11 protein-coding genes are annotated in these 17,858 nt (G+C 53.9%); 10 read left to right on the top strand and 1 reads right to left on the bottom strand.

Annotated features, from left to right (window positions below; translation table 11 throughout):
• Positions 1 to 18 precede the first annotated feature (18 nt).
• From ACTQ3K_RS01185 to ACTQ3K_RS01145, 9 genes are all read left to right on the top strand, one after another.
• A complete protein-coding gene (locus ACTQ3K_RS01185) occupies positions 19 to 2,448 on the top strand; it encodes a transglutaminase-like domain-containing protein (RefSeq protein WP_441564921.1) in 2,430 nt (809 codons plus the stop codon).
• A gap of 48 nt (positions 2,449 to 2,496) precedes the next feature.
• Entirely contained in the window at positions 2,497 to 7,443 is a 4,947-nt protein-coding gene (locus ACTQ3K_RS01180) for a hypothetical protein (RefSeq protein WP_441564919.1), read from the top strand.
• A gap of 24 nt (positions 7,444 to 7,467) precedes the next feature.
• Complete coding sequence (locus ACTQ3K_RS01175; RefSeq protein ID WP_441564917.1) at positions 7,468 to 8,940, top strand: hypothetical protein; 1,473 nt, start codon at positions 7,468 to 7,470, stop codon at positions 8,938 to 8,940.
• 6 nt (positions 8,941 to 8,946) lie between these two features.
• Positions 8,947 to 9,552 (top strand): DUF4430 domain-containing protein, encoded by a 606-nt coding sequence (locus ACTQ3K_RS01170; protein WP_441564915.1) that lies wholly within the window; start codon positions 8,947 to 8,949, stop codon positions 9,550 to 9,552.
• Entirely contained in the window at positions 9,549 to 10,415 is an 867-nt protein-coding gene (locus ACTQ3K_RS01165) for an energy-coupling factor transporter transmembrane component T (protein ID WP_441564913.1), read from the top strand. Before ACTQ3K_RS01170 ends, ACTQ3K_RS01165 begins: the two co-directional genes overlap by 4 nt.
• Positions 10,403 to 12,136, top strand: coding sequence for an ABC transporter ATP-binding protein (locus ACTQ3K_RS01160; RefSeq protein ID WP_441564911.1), 1,734 nt, complete (start codon positions 10,403 to 10,405; stop codon positions 12,134 to 12,136). Before ACTQ3K_RS01165 ends, ACTQ3K_RS01160 begins: the two co-directional genes overlap by 13 nt.
• Positions 12,129 to 12,986, top strand: a complete 858-nt coding sequence (locus ACTQ3K_RS01155; protein ID WP_441564909.1) for an ECF transporter S component — start codon at positions 12,129 to 12,131, stop codon at positions 12,984 to 12,986. The genes ACTQ3K_RS01160 and ACTQ3K_RS01155 overlap by 8 nt, the downstream gene beginning before the upstream one ends.
• A gap of 191 nt (positions 12,987 to 13,177) precedes the next feature.
• A complete protein-coding gene (locus ACTQ3K_RS01150; RefSeq protein WP_441564907.1) occupies positions 13,178 to 14,155 on the top strand; it encodes a sugar phosphate isomerase/epimerase family protein in 978 nt (325 codons plus the stop codon).
• A complete protein-coding gene (locus ACTQ3K_RS01145) occupies positions 14,152 to 15,294 on the top strand; it encodes an adenosylcobinamide amidohydrolase (protein WP_441564905.1) in 1,143 nt (380 codons plus the stop codon). Before ACTQ3K_RS01150 ends, ACTQ3K_RS01145 begins: the two co-directional genes overlap by 4 nt.
• Positions 15,295 to 15,465: 171 nt before the next feature.
• Here the strand turns inward: ACTQ3K_RS01145 and ACTQ3K_RS01140 are convergent, their stop codons facing one another.
• Positions 15,466 to 15,918: a hypothetical protein gene (locus ACTQ3K_RS01140; RefSeq protein ID WP_441564903.1), complete on the bottom strand. Its 453-nt coding sequence runs from the start codon at positions 15,916 to 15,918 to the stop codon at positions 15,466 to 15,468.
• Between the two features lie 161 nt (positions 15,919 to 16,079).
• Between ACTQ3K_RS01140 and argS the strand changes: the two genes are divergently transcribed.
• Positions 16,080 to 17,849 carry an arginine--tRNA ligase gene (gene argS, locus ACTQ3K_RS01135; protein WP_441564901.1) on the top strand — a complete coding sequence of 590 codons (1,770 nt, stop codon included), beginning with the start codon at positions 16,080 to 16,082 and terminating at the stop codon, positions 17,847 to 17,849.
• Positions 17,850 to 17,858: the final 9 nt, after the last annotated feature.

Here is a 17,858-nt window from a genome sequence, read left to right as displayed (position 1 = left end):
GACGAGGAACATGCTATCATGAAAAAACAAAAATCCGGCAAACTGAATACCGAAGCGCTGCAGCTTGTTTCTGTACAGACGAAGCGTTCGATCCCCCAGGCGGCTGCGTCCGGCGTTCTGCTGGGGATTTTTCTGGCGGGCAGTCTTTGCTGGCTGATTCAGAGTCTTTCTCTTGAGCTGTTTACATGGGCGCCTGCGATGGCCGCAGTAGTTTTTGCGGCGCTGCAGTGCAGTGTGGGAACGGGAAGGAAGCAGGGAATCCGTTCGCTTATCTGGGCGGCGGTTCTTGGCGTTCTGGCTCTGATCTTTCAGCGCTGGTTCCGGGACGGAATCTATCAGATCAGCAACGCGGTCATGGAGGTACTTGGAAACCGATACCCCTATGTACTGCCTCATTATGCAGTGACACTGGAGGGGCGGGACGCAGTCCTGGCATTGACCGGAACGGTGGTCTGGCTTATGGGAGTCTGCGCCCTGGCAGGAGGTTTTCTGATTCGCTCGGAAAACCGGTTTTTACTGGGAACGCTGGTGGTTTTGACATTGCTTTTATACCGGGTGACCGGGATCGGCCCGGCCTTTTCCGGGTGGATCGTCTGGCTGACCGGTCTGGTGGCGCTCTGGCTTCACAGCCATGGGGAGCGCAGTGCGGGAGGAACGGGCCGTCTGGCGGCGCTGGAGGGTCTGGTTCTTTTTGTGGTTCTGGCGGCGCTGGTTTCCGCCGCGGCGGGAAGCATCGGACAGGTTCTTGCTCCAAACGGAATCCGGATATTTTCCGGCCTGCGGATGGGACTTACGGAAAGCCTGGACAAAGTGAGATACTGCGGCAGTGACGAGGTGCTTCCGAACGGAGCGTTTACCGGCCTGGATTCGTTTAAGACGGAGGGGAAGACGGTCCTGGAGGTCACCATGAGCAGTCCGGATTCTTATTACCTCAGAGGGTTTACGGGAACGGATTACACGGGAAGCGGCTGGACGGACTGTGAAAATCAGACCATGTGGAAAAACAGGGATCTCTTTTACTGGCTCCACGAGGAGGGGCTGTTCGGGCAGGAGCTTCTGGGAAGCGCGGCGCAGGCTCTCGGAACGACAAAAACCGGAGCGTCCGGCTCTGGACAGGATTCTTCAAATGGTTCTGCGCTGGAAATCAACCGGATTACTGTGAAGAACGTGGCAGGAAATTCGAAATATCTTTATGTGCCCTATGAACTTTTGACAGACCCCAATGGTTCAGTGGGGACTCTTTTAACGAAGCAGAGGATCGGGGATACGGCAGTGCGTTCCGGCGGCTTTCTGGGAAGCCGGGAATATTCCTATGAAGCATTGTCAAACCAGATCCTTCAGTATCCGGCGCTTACCGCGGCCCTTTTAGATACGGAGTCCCTTTCTCCGGCAGGGGAGGCTTACGCAAAGCTGGAGGGTTATTATAATCAGTTTGCCTATGAAACCTGTCTGTCTGTTCCGGAGCTCGTTAACAGTACCCTGTCAGGGCTTCTGGGGGAAAAGAACATCGGTGCGGGCCAGAAGCATACGGATTATGCCACGGCAAAACAGAATATCTTATATGTATTAACCGGAGATTACAAGGACACCCATACCCTGTCGGCACCTTTTTCGGGAGGCGATCTGGTTTATGATTTCCTTGAGAATACAAAAGAAGGATATTCGGTGCATTTCGCCAGTGCGGCGGTACTGATGTTCCGATATTACGGAATTCCGGCCCGTTATGTGGAGGGGTATCTGATCACGCCGGAGGACGCGAAAGCCATGACAGCGGGAGAAGCCTATGCGCTGGACGATACCCATGCCCATGCCTGGGCGGAGTATTACCAGGACGGCGTCGGCTGGCTGCCGTTTGAGGTGACCCCCTCCTATCTCAATGTGATGGGACAGGCGGAGCAGTTCCAGGATATTTCCGGCGTGGACGGTTCCTCGGCACCTGACGAACAGCAGAATGAGGATCAGGCGGAGGAATCGCCGGAGGAGCAGGAAGAAGACAACTCCATCGACTGGCTCCGGGTACTGACAGTTCTGCTGATCATCGGCATTATCCTGCTGATTCTGACGCTGCTGGCGTTCTTAATCTGGATCCTGATCCAGAGGAGAAGGAGCCGGAAGCTGAAGGCACAGTTTTCGGATCCGGACAACCGGATTGCGGTGCGGGCACTGTTTTCTTATCTGATGAACCTTCTTTCAGTGGCGGGGCTTCCGATCCGGAATGTGTCCCTTTACCGGTATGAGACGGCTCTTCGAAAGAACTTCGGGGAGGAGCTCGCTGAGACTTATCATCAGGCGGTTGCGATCCGGCAGAAGGCCGTATACAGTACCCTGCCGGTTTCAGACGGGGAGCGGAGGATACTGGAGGACTTAAAAAATGAGCTATGGAAGCAGATCTTTGAAAGCGGAACGATGCTCCAGAGACTGCGGTTGAACTATATTTTCTTCTTATAAATGCAAGAGGAAGGCAGAAGTAAGCAGAAACGAGAACGGAGGCAGTACATGGAACGAAACTGGAAATGGAAACAAAAGGCCGGAAAACGGCTGGGGCGGCGTCTGACTGCTCTGTTTCTTGCCGCCCTTCTGGTGGGGACACCGGTATTCAGCCTGTGCAGTGAGGTAAAGGCGGCATCGGTGGAAAATCCCTGGGACGGGAAGACGCTTACCATGCCGGAGCTGGACGAAAACGGAACCTATCTGATCCGGACCGGAGCAGAGCTTGCCTGGTTTGCCGCCGAGGTCAATCGGGGAAACGGCGAGATCAACGGCCGGCTGGAGCAGGATATTTACCTGAACAGTTATCATACGTCTTACCGGTGGATCATGATCGGTGACACACAGGAGCATCCCTATAAGGGGGTATTTGACGGAAACGGCCAGCGGGTAGTCTATCTGCGGACCGAGATCAGTCTGAAGGATCCGGATCGGCGGTATGCGGGACTGTTTGGTGTCATCGACGGTGGCACGGTCAAGAACGTGACTGTTCTCGGAAAAGTGTTCCAGAACTATGGCAATTATGAGACGGACAGTGCCAGAGAAGAGCTGTATGCAGGCAGCGGCGGCATTGCCGGTTATTTAAAAAGCGGCCAGATCACCGGCTGTGTGAACTATGCGCGGACCACCATGGAGGGGAATGCCATGTACCGCAACAGCGGCGGTGTGGTCGGCATCTGCAGCGGTCTGGTGACCAATTGTGAGAACTACGGAAAGCTGTCAACGACCATCAGCTTTGCCCAGAACCATACGGGCGGAATTGCCGGTCTGGTTTATGGAATCCACGGGCAGGTGACCAACTGCGTAAACCATGCCACGGTACAGGGCTATCTTTATGTGGGCGGAATCGCCGGAGCCGTGAAGAGCGGTGCGGAGGTTTTGACCAGTGCCAATTACGGAAGCGTAAGAGGAAACGGCGGTATTGGAGGTATCGCGGGACGCTTGTCCTCTGCGGGCGTTTACAGCGACGGAACGGCGAAGCAGGCCGTGATCCGGAATGTCTATAACCTGGGAAATGTGGATGGGTTCGGTACCAGCATCGGTCATGAGATCGGCGGCATTGTCGGGGAGATGGGGTATGACCAGTGGAAGCAGGAAGTCCTTCCGCCCATGCCGGTTCTGGAGCATGCATATTCTGCCGTAGTATTCAATCGCAGCGATTACAGCTACTGGGGAGGCACCGTCGGTTATCTGAAAAGCGGTGCTTACGGAACCATTTATGCTCTCGCGGATGCCAAAGGCTCTCTGCGGCCGGTGGGAGCAGTTACCAACCGGGGGACTACGATCCTGGGAGAATCCCGTATGGTGAAGGAGGACGAGTTAAAGAGTGCGGCACTGCTGGAAAAGCTGGGAAGCGCCTTTGTCATGTCCGGAAAGCATGATACGGAAAACAACGGATATCCGAAGCTGGCATGGCAGAGTCTGCCGGAGGATCTTCTGGCGGCGGCAGCGGAGGCAAAGGCGGAATTAAACGGCTGGCTGACGGAAAGCAACCGAAATCAGTACGGAAAGACCTATGCCGTCATCGAGGGTCTGGTAAAGACTTATATCGATCAGATTGATGCGTCCCAGTCCCTTGCTCAGATCGAGACGATCATGACAGAGGCGAGAGAGAAGCTTTCGGAGGTGAAGCCGGGCGAGATCACCGATACGGATCTGGCGGAGGCCATTGACAATGCGGTGATCGCATTAAATGAATATTATAAAAAGATTCTGTCCCAGAATGAAGGACTTTCGAGAAATCAGCTTGATGAGCTGGAAGCATTAAAGACAAAGTGGTCGGATACCATTGAACATTCTTCTGCGGAAGAGGAGGTACGGCTGAACCTGCGGGATGGCAGGGACGCCCTGGACGAAAAGCTGTTGTCCTATGAGGCGGACAAACGACTGGAGGAGGTGCGCCAGAGTGCGATCCAGACGGTGAGCGAGTACCGGGCCGAGGAGCAGTATGAGGTGACCTGGATGTTCCGGATCCGCCAGATACGGGAAAAGGCGCTGGAGAACATTACAAAGGCCAAAACCACAGCGGATATCACATCGCTTATGGAGCAGGCAAAGTTTGATATGGATGCCATCATCGACCAGATCCCGGAGACAGGGGCCTGGGACGGCGTGACCTGTACAGTTCCGGATCAGAATGCTGACGGGATCTATCAGATCACAAGCGGTGCGGAGCTTGCCTGGTTTGCAAAAACGGTAAATGACGGGGAGACGGACATCAGCGCGGAGCTGTGCAATGACATCAGCCTGGGTGCAAAGAGCTGGACGCCCATCGGCGCAGAGAAGCCCTTTATCGGAAGCTTTGACGGAGGCGGGCATACCGTCCGGAGCTTATATATCAATACGTATTATACCTACGATGGCCTGTTCGGCTATGTGGCCGGAGGAAACGGCCAGAGGATCCAGAATGTGACTGTCACCGGAACCATCAAGGCAGACGGACGGACGGCTTATGTGGGCGGAATCGCCGGGTATGCGCAAGGAAACGGAAGCGAAAACCGGTACGAGATCTTAAACTGTAAAAGCCTGGTAAGCATCAGCGTGGAGAACATCCGGCCTCTGGACGCCGGAGTGGCCGGCATCGTCGGAAAGACCAGATATGTGCGGGTATCCGGCTGCGGCAACGAGGGAAGCATTTCCATTCCCTCTGAGGGCAGAGGCGGAATCACTTACTTTGCCGGAGGCCTCATCGGAAGCATGTCAACAGGAAGTATTCTGGAGCTGTCCTACAATATCGGACAGATCTCTTCCTGCCATACGGCAGGCGGCCTGGTGGGCAGCGTGATCCAGAGAGACTGCCAGATCCGTTCCTGCTATAATACCGGCGATGTGACGGGTTATAACCACGCCGGAGGAATCGGCGGCTGGGTTCAGGATTCCAGTACGCAGGTGGACTGGTGTTATACCTCCGGTCCGGTGAATCTGAAACATTCGGGTCTTTCCATCGGAGCTGTGTTCGGGACCATTTCCAGCGGCTCTTTCGGAACCATTTATGCCCTGAAGCGCAGCGACCTGGTGAATCGGGCGCTGGTGGGAACCTCAGCGGACTTTACGGCAGCCGGAAAGTTCCTGACGGAAAAGGAGCTTCAGAGCGATGACATTCTGAATGCGTTAAACGGCGGCGGATCGGTCTTTATCCATGATTATCTCGGTTATCAGAATGGCTATCCGATCCTCAGCTGGCAGATGACGCTGGAACAGTTTAAGACGGGAGCCATTTCAGAGCTTCAGACCTTTGTGTCGGAAACGGATTACACCGCGGAAAACTGGGCGGCAATCCAGGCGGTTGTTTCGTCTGCGGCGGAAAAAATCCGGGCAGCAGAGGATATGGAAGGCATCAATGCGGTGCTGACATCGGCCAAGACAGAGATCCTTGCCGTTGAGACAAAGGACGGAACGGCGGAGCGGCAGCTGAACGAAGCGAAAGACGCAGCCATTGAGACGCTGGAAAATTATGTGGATCTGACCAATTACCGGGAAGAGGAACAGGCAAAGATCCGAAACCTGGTGGCCAATGCCAGGAAGAATATTCTTCTGGCGGACGAGATTGAAGAAGTACAGCGATTGTTAGATGAAGCAAGACAGGCTATTGACCGTCTGCCGGACGCATGGCAGGTGGAGAACCAGCGGGATATGGCAGCAGCGGCCCAGGTGGACGGTTATATCATGAGTATCGGCGAGGTGGTCTATACAGCTTATGTAAAGACCTCGATCGAACTGGCAAGGCTGGCATATGACAACCTGACGGAAAAACAACGGGGACTGGTATCGGTTTATCAGACACTTCTCGATGCGGAAGCGGAATGGGAGCGGCTGGCGGCGCTTTATGAGCCCACCGAGGAGGATACGGAGCGGGCGGCACAGGTGGATCTGCTCATCGGGGCCATCGGTACGGTCGGTGAGGAGAGTGGTGATGCGATCCGGAAGGCAAGACTGGCCTTTGATGCGCTCACCGAGAAGCAGAAAACACTGGTGGAACGGGCCGGAGAGCTGGATGTAGCGGAACAGGCTTATAATAAGCTGAAAGCAGATGGCGTTTCGGCGGCCATTGCAGCCATCGGCGAGGTGACACTTGAAAAAGAAGAGACGATTTTTGCGGCACAGCGGGCCTATGATGCGCTGACCGATGTCCAGAAGGCTCTGGTGACAACGTATCCGGTGCTTCAAAGGGCGCTGGAAATGCTTCAGGATTTAACGGCAGTCCGGCCGGTGCTCGAGCTGATCGATGCCATCGGCGAGGTGACGCTGGAGAGCAAAAATGCCATTGATGCGGCAGTGAAGAGCTATAACGGGCTGACGGGAAATCAGCAGGCGCTGGTATCCAACTATGAGGTACTGGAGCAGGCGGTGGACCGGTATCAGTTCTTATACGGAATTCAGCATACGATTGATCTGATCGGCCGGATCGGGACCGTAAGCCGGGAGAGCGGTTCCCAGATCGCAGAGGCAAGAGCGGCCTACAATGCACTGAGCCCGGCGCAGCAGAGCCAGATTACCAACTTTGAGGTGCTGGAGCATGCAGAGGCGGCCTATGCGGCACTGGAGACACCGGTGGTTGATCCGGGAACAGAGACAACGCCGATCCGGGGCGGCGGCCGGGAAGGTACGGTGCAGACCGGAGGAAACGGCAAAGCCGGAGCTGCGGGACAGCTTCCCGCTGCAGATCTTCCCGCAGAAGACGGAATGGCAACGGATCTTCCCGGAGATACTGCGGAGGAAACCGAAGCCGCGGCAGAGACAGGGCTTCCCGACTGGCTGGAAGCGCAGCTGACCCCGGAGCAGGCCGTTCAGGCGGAGTCGAAGATCCTGGAACAGCTCCGAGAGACCGGGAAGGAAAGGAGAAGGGTTCTGATCCTTGGTGTGATCTTCGGAGCCCTGGCCCTGGTGACTGCGGCGGCCGGAGCAGCCCTTCTGGCGGCATCGAAAAAGCGCCGGTCTAAGCATGTCCGGTTTTAATAAAACGAAAAAGAGAGGCAGATTATGAAAAAAACGTGGAAAACAACGCTGTTTGCCGTGATCCTGGCAGCAGCCCTCCTGTTCCAGACACCGGGAACCGCATATGCGGAGGGAACACCTCCTGCCGGAAACCGCTGCTTTGCATCGGCAGAAACGGATGCCGGAGCGGCAGGAACCGGAGGGAGCACCGATGCAGCTTCCCAGGGACATTCCTATACGGCGGACGAGATCCGGGGAATTGAAGACGGGATCATAGACTGGAAGAAGAGCCTCATCGGAGAAAAGGAATTATTTGCCGGTGCCTTCGTAGACAAGGCCGGTGATCCGGCCAGCGACTGGTTCGCTTTTAGTGCAAGCCGAATGGGAATCGAGGGAGACAGGGCCTCCTATCTGGCGAGAATGCAGGAGACGGTGGAAGCTATTTATGCAGACCCGGAGAAGTATCAGGGAAGCCTTCTGGTTTCCGATATCTATCGTATGATCCTGACCATTAAAGCCTGCGGCGGCAATCCGGAGCAGTTCGGAACCGATCCGGAGGGAAATCCCATCAACCTGTTAAAGGATCATCTGTGGCATACCAGTGTATTCGGCGAGCCTGGAAAGCAGGGGATCAACGGCTATATCTGGGCACTTCTGACGGCCGATGCCGGAAACTGGAACGTGCCTGCGGACGCCGAATGGAACCAGGAGGCGTTTATCACGGCGCTTCTGGAGCGCCAGCTGGCAGACGGCGGCTTCGGACTGATCTTAACCGATGATTCCGATGTGGATTTAACCTCCATGACTCTGACGGCTCTGGCGCCCTACGGGGATTCCGATAAGACGTATACCTTTACCAGTGCGGTCACGAAAGAAGAGGTGACGACAACCGTAAAGGAAGCGTCTGAAAAGGCCTTTGCCTGCCTGGCAGAGCTGGAAAGCGAGGACGGCACCATGCTGACCTATGATACGCCGACTTCGGAGAGCACCAGCTGGGCGATCATGGCACTGTGCGCCTGGGGACGGGATCCGGAGACAGACGGGCAGTTCATGAAGAACGGAAAGACCCTGGTGGACGGGCAGATTTCCTTCCGGCTTGCAGACGGCAGCATCGTCCATACAGACAGCGGCGAGTATGCGGAGACCGAGGGAAATAATATGGCCAGCTATCAGGCGCTGTACGCTCTGGAGGCTCTGTACCGGTTAAAGACCGGTGGAAGCCGGATTTTTGATATGAAGAACGATGTGGCATATTCTGTGGATCAGACACAGATCGATGCGGCGGCAGAGAAGCTTCCGGAACAGACAGAGCCGGAGACGGAAAAAAGCGGGGAGCAGGCAGAGGCGGACAGCGGAAACCGCGCGGTGCTTTTGACAGTCTGTATCGCGGCTGCGGTTGTGATCCTGGCAGTCCTCTTCTTATTCTTCCTGTTAAAGGATAAGAAAAAGGGGACGAAGAAAAAAGGCAGCGGATCAGCAGAGCTGGAAAACGATGACGATGAGGACGATGACTGGTAAGAGCCAATGAAGAAAAAAGTACTGTTTGCCGGACTGATCGTGGTTCTGATCCTCTTTTTAGCCAAGGGGATCAGGATCCAGTCAGTTGATGAATATTATATGACGCACATGGAGGACATCGGCCCCGATTCGGAGACGGTGACCTTAAGCATCAACTGCTCTACCGTGCGGGAGGAGCAGAACTGGAGGAAGCTGAGCAGGCAGCTCCAGGACGAAAAATATGTACCGAAGGACGGCTGGATCCTTCCGGAGACAACCTTTGTCCTGCGGAAAGGCGATACCGTCTATGATGTTCTGAACCGTGCCTGCCGCTATAAGGGGATCCAGATGGAGCACCAGGGGGCTGATGCCAATGTCTATGGCACCATTTTTATCCGCGGCATCAATCATTTATACGACCGGGCCTGCGGCGAGCTTTCCGGCTGGATGTATAAGGTCAACGGAGAATTTCCGGGGAAGGGCTGCGGTGCCTATAAGCTGGAGAATGGCGATGTTATTGAATGGGTCTATACCTGCGATCTGGGAAAAGATGTGGGGGACGATTACATGACAAAAAAGAAGCAGGGAATCGAGGAGACAGAAGGCGAAACAGAAAAGGAGGATGTGCCATGAAGGGATACGAGAGCTATCACCCGGCGCTCCTCTTTCTGGGATACGGGCTGGCGCTTGTGTTTTCCATGATCAGCCTTCATCCCTTTGTGATCGCAGCGTCTCTCATCGGCAGCTTTTTATTGTTTCTGGCCATGTTCGGCTGGAAAAAGTTTTTTTCGGAACTATTATTCTGTCTTGGGATTTTTGTGCTCCTGTCCCTGGCCAATCCGCTGTTTGTCCATGACGGGGAAACGCTCCTGTTTTTCTTAAATGACAATCCGGTAACGCTGGAGTCCATGATCTATGGCGGCATGTCTTCCCTGATGATCATCAGTGTGCTTTTGTGGTGTAAATGCTATGGGTCGATCTTAACCACCGATAAATTTCTGTATCTGTTCGGAAAGACCATTCCGAAGCTGGGGCTGATCCTGTCTATGACCTTCCGGTTTATTCCGTTATTTAAGCTTCAGATCCGGAAGATCAGCCAGACTCAGAAAACCATGGGGCTGTATCCGTCGGACGGGATTACTGACAAGATGAGAAGCGGCATGCGGGTCTTTGACAGTCTGGTGGCCTGGTCTATGGAGAATTCCATCGACACGGCGGATGCCATGAAGGCGCGGGGGTATGGGCATCCCGGGCGTACCAGCTTTTCGCTGTTCCGATTCCGGACAAGGGACGGAATTCTGCTGGCGGTATTCGGCGGGCTTGCCGCAGCAATCTTTACCTGCTTTTCGGCAGGCGGCTATTCGTTTTTTTATTACCCGTATGTGATGAAGCTTGTCATCGGCTGGAAGGAGGGGATCAGTGCAGTCATGATCCTCGTATTCTTTTGTATACCCGGAATCATTGAACTGGAGGAGAAACGAAAATGGAGTTATTAAGCGTCCGAGATCTGACCTTTACATACCCGAAGCAGCGAGCCATGACGGGAGAAGCGGGACCGGCGCTGGAGCATGTGTCCTTTTCGGTGGAGGAGGGGGAATTTATTGTACTCTGCGGGGAATCCGGCTGCGGAAAAACAACGCTTTTAAAGCTCTTAAAACGGGAGCTTTCTCCTCACGGAGAGAAAAGCGGAGAGATTTTCTTTCATGGAATCCGCCAGGAGGAGCTTTCGGAGGCGGAGGCGGCCTGTCAGATCGGCTACGTGCTCCAGAACCCGGAAAATCAGATCGTGACCGACAAGGTCTGGCATGAGCTGGCCTTTGGTCTGGAAAACATGGGGGTACCGACCCAGGTGATCCGCCGCCGTGTGGCAGAGATGGCCTGCTTTTTTGGAATCGATGACTGGTTCCGCAAAAAGACCACGGAGCTTTCCGGCGGCCAGAAGCAGCTTTTAAACCTGGCGTCCATCATGGTCATGCAGCCGAAGCTTCTGATCCTGGACGAGCCCACCAGCCAGCTGGATCCCATTGCGGCATCGGATTTCATCAATACGCTGCAAAAGATCAATAAGGATCTTGGTCTGACGATCCTTATGACGGAGCACCGGCTGGAAGAGGTCTTTCCGGCAGCTGACCGTGTACTTGTAATGGATCACGGGAAGCTTCTTTTAGCGGAGCCTCCGGCTCAGGCGGGCAGAGATCTAAAGCGGATCGATCAGAATCACAAAATGCTCTGCGGGCTTCCCAGTGCGGTTCGGATTTATCACGGACTGGACGCAGAGGAAGATGGCTGTCCACTGACGGTGCGGGAGGGACGGGCCTTTCTGGAAAAGAATTATGAGAACCGGATCCGAAGTCTTTCCGGGCTGAAGGAAAAAAACGGCGGAAGTCCTGTGACAGACCGTCCGATTGCCATGCGCATGAAGGAGGTCTGTTTCCGCTACGAAAAGGATTCTCCCGATGTGCTGGAGGGGGCAGCTTTGACTTTATATGAGGGCGAGATCATCAGCCTTCTTGGCGGAAACGGTGCCGGAAAGACGACGCTTCTCAGTGTCATTGCCGGAACCAACAGGCCGTACCATGGAAAGATTGAAATCTTCGGAAAGCGGATCGGAAAGTATAAGGGAAATGAACTGTATGTCCGAACCCTGGCATCCCTGCCCCAGAATCCCCAGACGGTCTTTTTAAAGATGACGGTGCGGGAGGATTATGAGGAGATCGGAACGGTTATGGGCTACGGGAAAGAGGAGCTGGAGCGGGAGATCCAAGCTATGGCTGAGCTTCTCGGAATCACTCATCTGCTGGATCATCATCCCTACGATCTTTCCGGCGGAGAGCAGCAGAAGGCGGCTATCGGTAAGGTGCTGTTACTGAAGCCCAGACTGCTTCTTCTGGACGAGCCTACAAAAGGAATCGATGCCTGGTCGAAAAAGCAGCTTGGAAAGCTGCTGAATCAGCTAAAGGCGCAGGGGCTGACGGTGCTCATGGTGACCCATGATGTAGAATTTGCGGCGGAGGTATCGGACCGCTGCGGTCTGTTTTTTGATCATGAAATCACTTCGCTGGATACGCCCGATGAATTTTTCGGAAGTAATCAGTATTACACCACGGCGGCGAACCGGATTTCCCGAAGCCTGTATGACAATGCGGTGACCTGCGATGAGGTGATTGCCTTGTGCAAGGCCAACGGCAGAAAGAATAAGGAGGAGACAGGTGCATAAGACAAAGGAAACCGAACCGACACCGGGCAGGCTCCTGAAAAAGTCGGAAGCAACACCGGAAAACGGAAGTGTGCGGAAGACAGAGGCGAAAAAGCGCCTGAAAGAGGAAGAAAACCGGCGCCTGGAAGAAAAAACAGCGCTTGCCATGGAACGAAGCGAGGCTTATACAGGAAAGCGGGCGCTGCGCTGGGTAATGTTACTTCTGGCGGTGGCGGCATGCATCGTGGTGGGGGTAAAGCTTCTGGCGGAACGGCGTTACAACCTGATCTCCGCCATCATTATGTTCCTGGCCTGTCTGCCGTTTTATTTTGCCTACGAAAAGCGGGAGGGCAGTATCCGCCGCATGGTTATGATCGCAGTTATGACGGCAATCGCCGTTGTGGGGCGTCTGATCTTCGGCGCTGTTCCGGCGGTAAAGCCGCTGACGGCGACCGTTATCATGACTGGGATTTATATGGGACCAGAGTCCGGTTTTCTGGTTGGATCGCTGTCTGCAGTGGTCTCCAATATTTTTTTCGGGCAGGGTCCGTGGACTCCGTTCCAGATGTTCACCCTGGGGCTCCAGGGGCTCATCGCCGGACTTCCTTTTATGCGCAGACTGCTGCGAAAACGGGTGCCGTTAATCCTTTACGGCCTGTTTGCCGGAGCACTTTATTCCTGGATCATGGACATCTGGACGGTTATCAGTCTGATTGGGAAATGGAGCTTTAAGCGGTATCTGATCGCTCTTGGTACGGCGATTCCCTATACCGTTACCTACATGATTTCCAATGTGATCTTTCTGCTGCTGATGCGAAAGCCCATCGGGGAAAAACTGGAGCGGATTCAGATCAAACATGGAATCTTTTAATCCTGCAGAACCAAGCAGATTTCCAAAAAAAAGGCGAATGTGCCTGCACAAATGGGCACTTTTCTTTGGAAATCTATTTGGCGAGCAGCCAAAGCGAGAGGAAGCGAAGCGGAATCGAGCCTGGTTCTGCGGGAAGACAGTATCGGGAAGACAGTATTCTGGATAAGGTAAGATAAGAGGGAGATGTTCACATGCGGATAAATACCATTAATATTACCGACTGTGATATGGATGAGGAACGCTACCGGGACTGTGTCGATCTGGAGGCGATGATCCGGAGCATCGGCTTTGACGGGATTGAGTTTATGCATATTGAGGGCGGAAAGGAAGCTTTCTTTGATCCGTCTCTGGTTTTCGGTGTCCACCTGCGCTACTTTAATGAGTGGGTAGATCTCTGGCGGGGAGATCTGAACGGATTAAAAAAAGAGTATGACAGTCTGGAGACGGCGAAGAAGATCTTCGGAGGCCTGGATCCGTCGGGTATGATGGCCATGTTCCGGGAGGATCTGGAGCGGGCGAAGCGTCTGGATGCACGGTATGTGGTGTTCCATGTGAGCAATGTCAAGATTCCGGAATATTTTTCCGGCCGGTGTGCATACAGTGATGAAGAGGTGGTCGATGCAGCGGCAGAGCTGATCAACGAGCTGCTGGACGGTCATGAGTATGAATTTGAGTTTCTGCTGGAAAATCTGTGGTGGCCGGGGCTTACCATGACCCGACCGGAGATCACAGGGCGGCTTCTGGATCAGATCCATTATCCGAAGACCGGGATCATGCTGGACACGGGTCATCTGCTCCACACCAATCTGGAATTGCAGACCCAGGAGGAGGGCATCGCCTATATAAAAGAGATGATCCGAAAGCACGGAGATCTGGCGAAGCGGATCCGCGGCATTCATCTGAACCAGAGTCTGACCGGCGCCTATGTGAAGGAGCTGTACGCGAAGCATCTGGCTATGCCCAAGACCTATGAGGAGCGGATTTCCCTCTGCTATCAGCATGTGTTCCAGATCGACCGTCATGAGCCGTTTACAACACGGGCTGTCCGGGAGCTGTTTGAGGTCATCGATCCGGCTTATGTGACCTTTGAGCTGATCAGCGTAAGCCGGGAAGCTCATGAGCGGGCATTAAAGCTCCAGTGGGAGGCTCTTTACGGGGAGGAGGCATGAATGAAACCATGAAGCTTTGTGAACTGTCGGACGGGGATACCCTTCACCGCTATAAGCAGTCCCTGGTGGTCTGTTTTCATGGAAAACGGAAGGTCTTAAGCACCGGTCCCAATAACGGCGGCCTGCGGTATGATCTGCAGGCTGTCTTTAATTATGATGGAAATCCTGGAAGCGGGATGCAGGCCTCCATGCGGGCAGATACCTATGAGGAGCATATGAACCTGGTGGCCGGAGAGGATCTTGGGCTGGATCCCGGGAAATGCACCGGACTCTGCACCGCGGCGAGCATGTATCATGCCGCCATTGTGCGAAACGATTATGACGATTTTTCCGTGACTGCCATTGTCACCGGAGGAATTTATCACAATGCCGGACGGATCGGAGATCCGGCGTTCTGGCATGAGCAGGCCGGGATTTTTCATCAGGTACCTCTGGGAACCATCAATATTCTCCTGCTCATCGACGCGGATCTGACTGACGGCGCGCTGGTCCGTGCGCTGGTATCCTGCACCGAGGCGAAAACGGCGGCCATCCAGGAGCTTCTCGCGCCCAGCCGGTATTCCAGAGGGCTTGCCACCGGCTCCGGCACCGACGGAACCATTGTGTTCTGCAATATGGAATCGGACACGCATCTTACGGATGCGGGCAAGCATTCCAAGCTGGGAGAATTGATCGGCCGTACCGTGAAGCAGGCTGTGAAGCAGGCATTGAAGAAGCAGACCGGTCTTTGCCCGAACTTCCAGCACGATATCTTAAACCGCATGGACCGGTTCGGCGTCACAGAGGATGCCCTCTGGAACCGCTACAAAAAGCAGGGCGGAAGCATGCGGCGGGCCGAGTTTACCGACCGTCTGGATGCACGGAAAACAGGAAACCGACTGGTAACCGGTTCCTCCCTGTATGCGCATTTATTAGATCAGCTGGACTGGGGATTGCTCACATCCGGAGAGGCGGAAGAAGCCGGGGCGGCGCTGTTAAAGCAGATGGGATTTCCGGGTAAGCGTGAGAAAGCTTTCGATAGGGAGGAAGAATCCTGGCAGGAGCCGGAACAGGAAGAGCGCGAAGCCGGGATCAGACGAATGACGGAATGGTATCTGGACGGACTGATCGGGTATCTTGCGGAAGAGGGACGGTGGTAATGCTCCTTTCGCAATCGATACGCCGTCCCGGCCACCGACTGTAAGGCTTGTCTGTAACCGGTCGAAGGGCCGGTTACTTTTCTTCATAGGACGAACTTTCCTATAAAAAAACAGATCTCCGGGCCGGTTATCCCACGCAGAGATCTGTCTTTTACTGATTAACAATTTCAATTATTCTCCGATTACCTCTTCAGCCAGATCCATTCTGGGAGCTTCCTGTACGGGAGAGACAACGATTGCCTTAAAGGTATCGCCTTCTGCTACAGCTACGAAATGACCCTTGCCTGCAGCAATATCAAGCTGGGTTCCGGCAGGGATCCGGACGATCTGTGCGGTGTCCATAGCAGGCTTTCCGTCTGCGATGTCGATGAAGAGCATTAATGCAGTACCCTCGGTGAAGTAGAACTGCTCAGCGTCCTCATGATACTCGATGGCGGTGAAGTTGGGAGTATGATGCCAGCCCTGAAGCACACCGGCCATGATCTTATTGGTTTTGAATTCCGTTACTACGGGGAATGCGGTCCACTCAAAGAAATCCTCTTTGTAAGCCTCGCAGGTATCGGTGAACTTTACGTTTACGCCCTTAATGGTTACGTCCTTAATGTCCTGAATCTTTACGTTCATGATAAATGGTATCCTCCTTTTATGTACTTTGTTCGTTGTCGTACGATTTCCAGTATAGCACGATGCCTTCCGAAAGGAAAGAAGAAATGCTGGATTTTTCCATGAAAGCATATTATAATAGTTCAGATAGACTGTGTGAAAAAAAAGTTGGAGATAAGATTATGAAAAAACTCATTGATCAGATTGGAGAACTGATGGCCCGGGGCTTTGAGGCCTGCGGCTATGACCGGAAGCTTGGAAAGGTAACGCTGTCCAACCGTCCGGATCTTTGTGAATTTCAGTGCAACGGCGCCATGGCCGGTGCGAAGCTTTATAAAAAAGCGCCCATCATGATCGCAAACGATGTGGTGGAGAAGCTTGAGGGGGAGGCCGCCTTTGCGGAGATCACGGCAGTAAATCCCGGATTTATCAACATCAGGCTGTCCGGCGCTTATGCGGCAGATTACTTAAATGCCATGAATGCCGATGAAAAGCTGGGTGTTTCCTATGAAGGAAAGAAAGAGACCATTGTGATCGATTACGGCGGACCCAATGTGGCGAAGCCTCTTCATGTGGGACATCTTCGTTCTGCCATCATCGGAGAGAGCATGAAGCGCCTTTACCGGTTCCTGGGCCATGAGGTCATCGGCGATGTCCATCTGGGTGACTGGGGTCTGCAGATGGGACTGATCATCGAGGAGTTAAAGGAGCGGAAGCCCAACCTCCCGTATTTCGATGAGAGCTATACCGGAGAATATCCTGCCGAAGCGCCCTTTACCATTGCGGAGCTGGAGGAGATTTATCCGGCGGCCAGCGCCAAGGCAAAGGAGGATGAAGCGTTCGCGAAGAAGGCACACGATGCGACCTTTAAGCTTCAGAACGGTGATAAGGGCTATATGGCGATCTGGAATCATATCCTGAATGTATCGGTTTCGGATCTGAAGAAGAATTATGCGAAGTTAAATGTAACCTTTGATATCTGGAAAAAGGAGAGCGATGCTCAGCCCTATATTCCGGCCATGATCGAAGATATGAAGAAGAAGGGGCTGGCCCATGAAAGCCAGGGTGCGCTGGTAGTTGATGTAAAGGAAGACAGCGATACCAAGGAGATCCCGCCCTGTATTCTGTTAAAATCCGATGGCGCGACCCTGTACTCCACCACCGATCTTGCAACGCTGGTGGAGCGGGAAAAACTGTTCCATCCCGATCGTGTTCTTTACGTGGTCGACAAGCGCCAGGAGCTTCATTTCACCCAGGTGTTCCGCTGTGCAAAGAAGGCCGGGATCGTGCGTCCGGAGACGGAGCTCAATTTCTTAGGCTTCGGCACCATGAACGGCAAGGACGGAAAGCCCTTTAAGACAAGAGACGGCGGAGTGATGCGGCTGGAATATCTCATTAAAGAGATCAGCGATGCGGTTTATGAAAAGATCATGGAGAACCGTACCGTGGAGGAGAGCGAGGCCAGAACGACTGCGCAGATCGTGGGGCTGGCGGCTCTGAAATACGGAGATCTGTCCAACCAGGCGTCCAAGGATTATGTGTTTGATGTGGATCGGTTCATTTCCTTTGAGGGAGATACCGGCCCCTATCTTCTTTATACCATTGTCCGGATCAAGTCGATCCAGGGCAAGTATGCGGCTCTTCCGGAGAAGTTTGCCGGAGAGGCCAAGATCCTTCCGGCTGCATCTGAGAGCGAGAAGGCGCTTCAGCTTTCCGTAAGCCGGATGTCTGATGCGCTGACGGCGGCCTTTGAGGAGCGTGCGCCTCATAAGATCTGCCAGTATGTTTATGAACTGTCCAATGCCTTTAACCGGTTCTACCATGAGACAAAGATCATGGCAGAGGAGGATAAGGAGCGCCAGGCATCCTACATCTGTCTTCTGGAGCTTACCAGACGGGTGTTAGAGACCTGCATCGATCTTCTTGGATTTGAGGCACCGGACAGAATGTAAAAAGCAGGT

This window comes from Candidatus Paralachnospira sp. LCP21S3_A2 (assembly GCF_052118925.1).
In the GTDB taxonomy this organism is placed as follows: domain Bacteria; phylum Bacillota; class Clostridia; order Lachnospirales; family Lachnospiraceae; genus Lientehia.
This window is presented reverse-complemented; position numbering and strand designations above follow the sequence as displayed.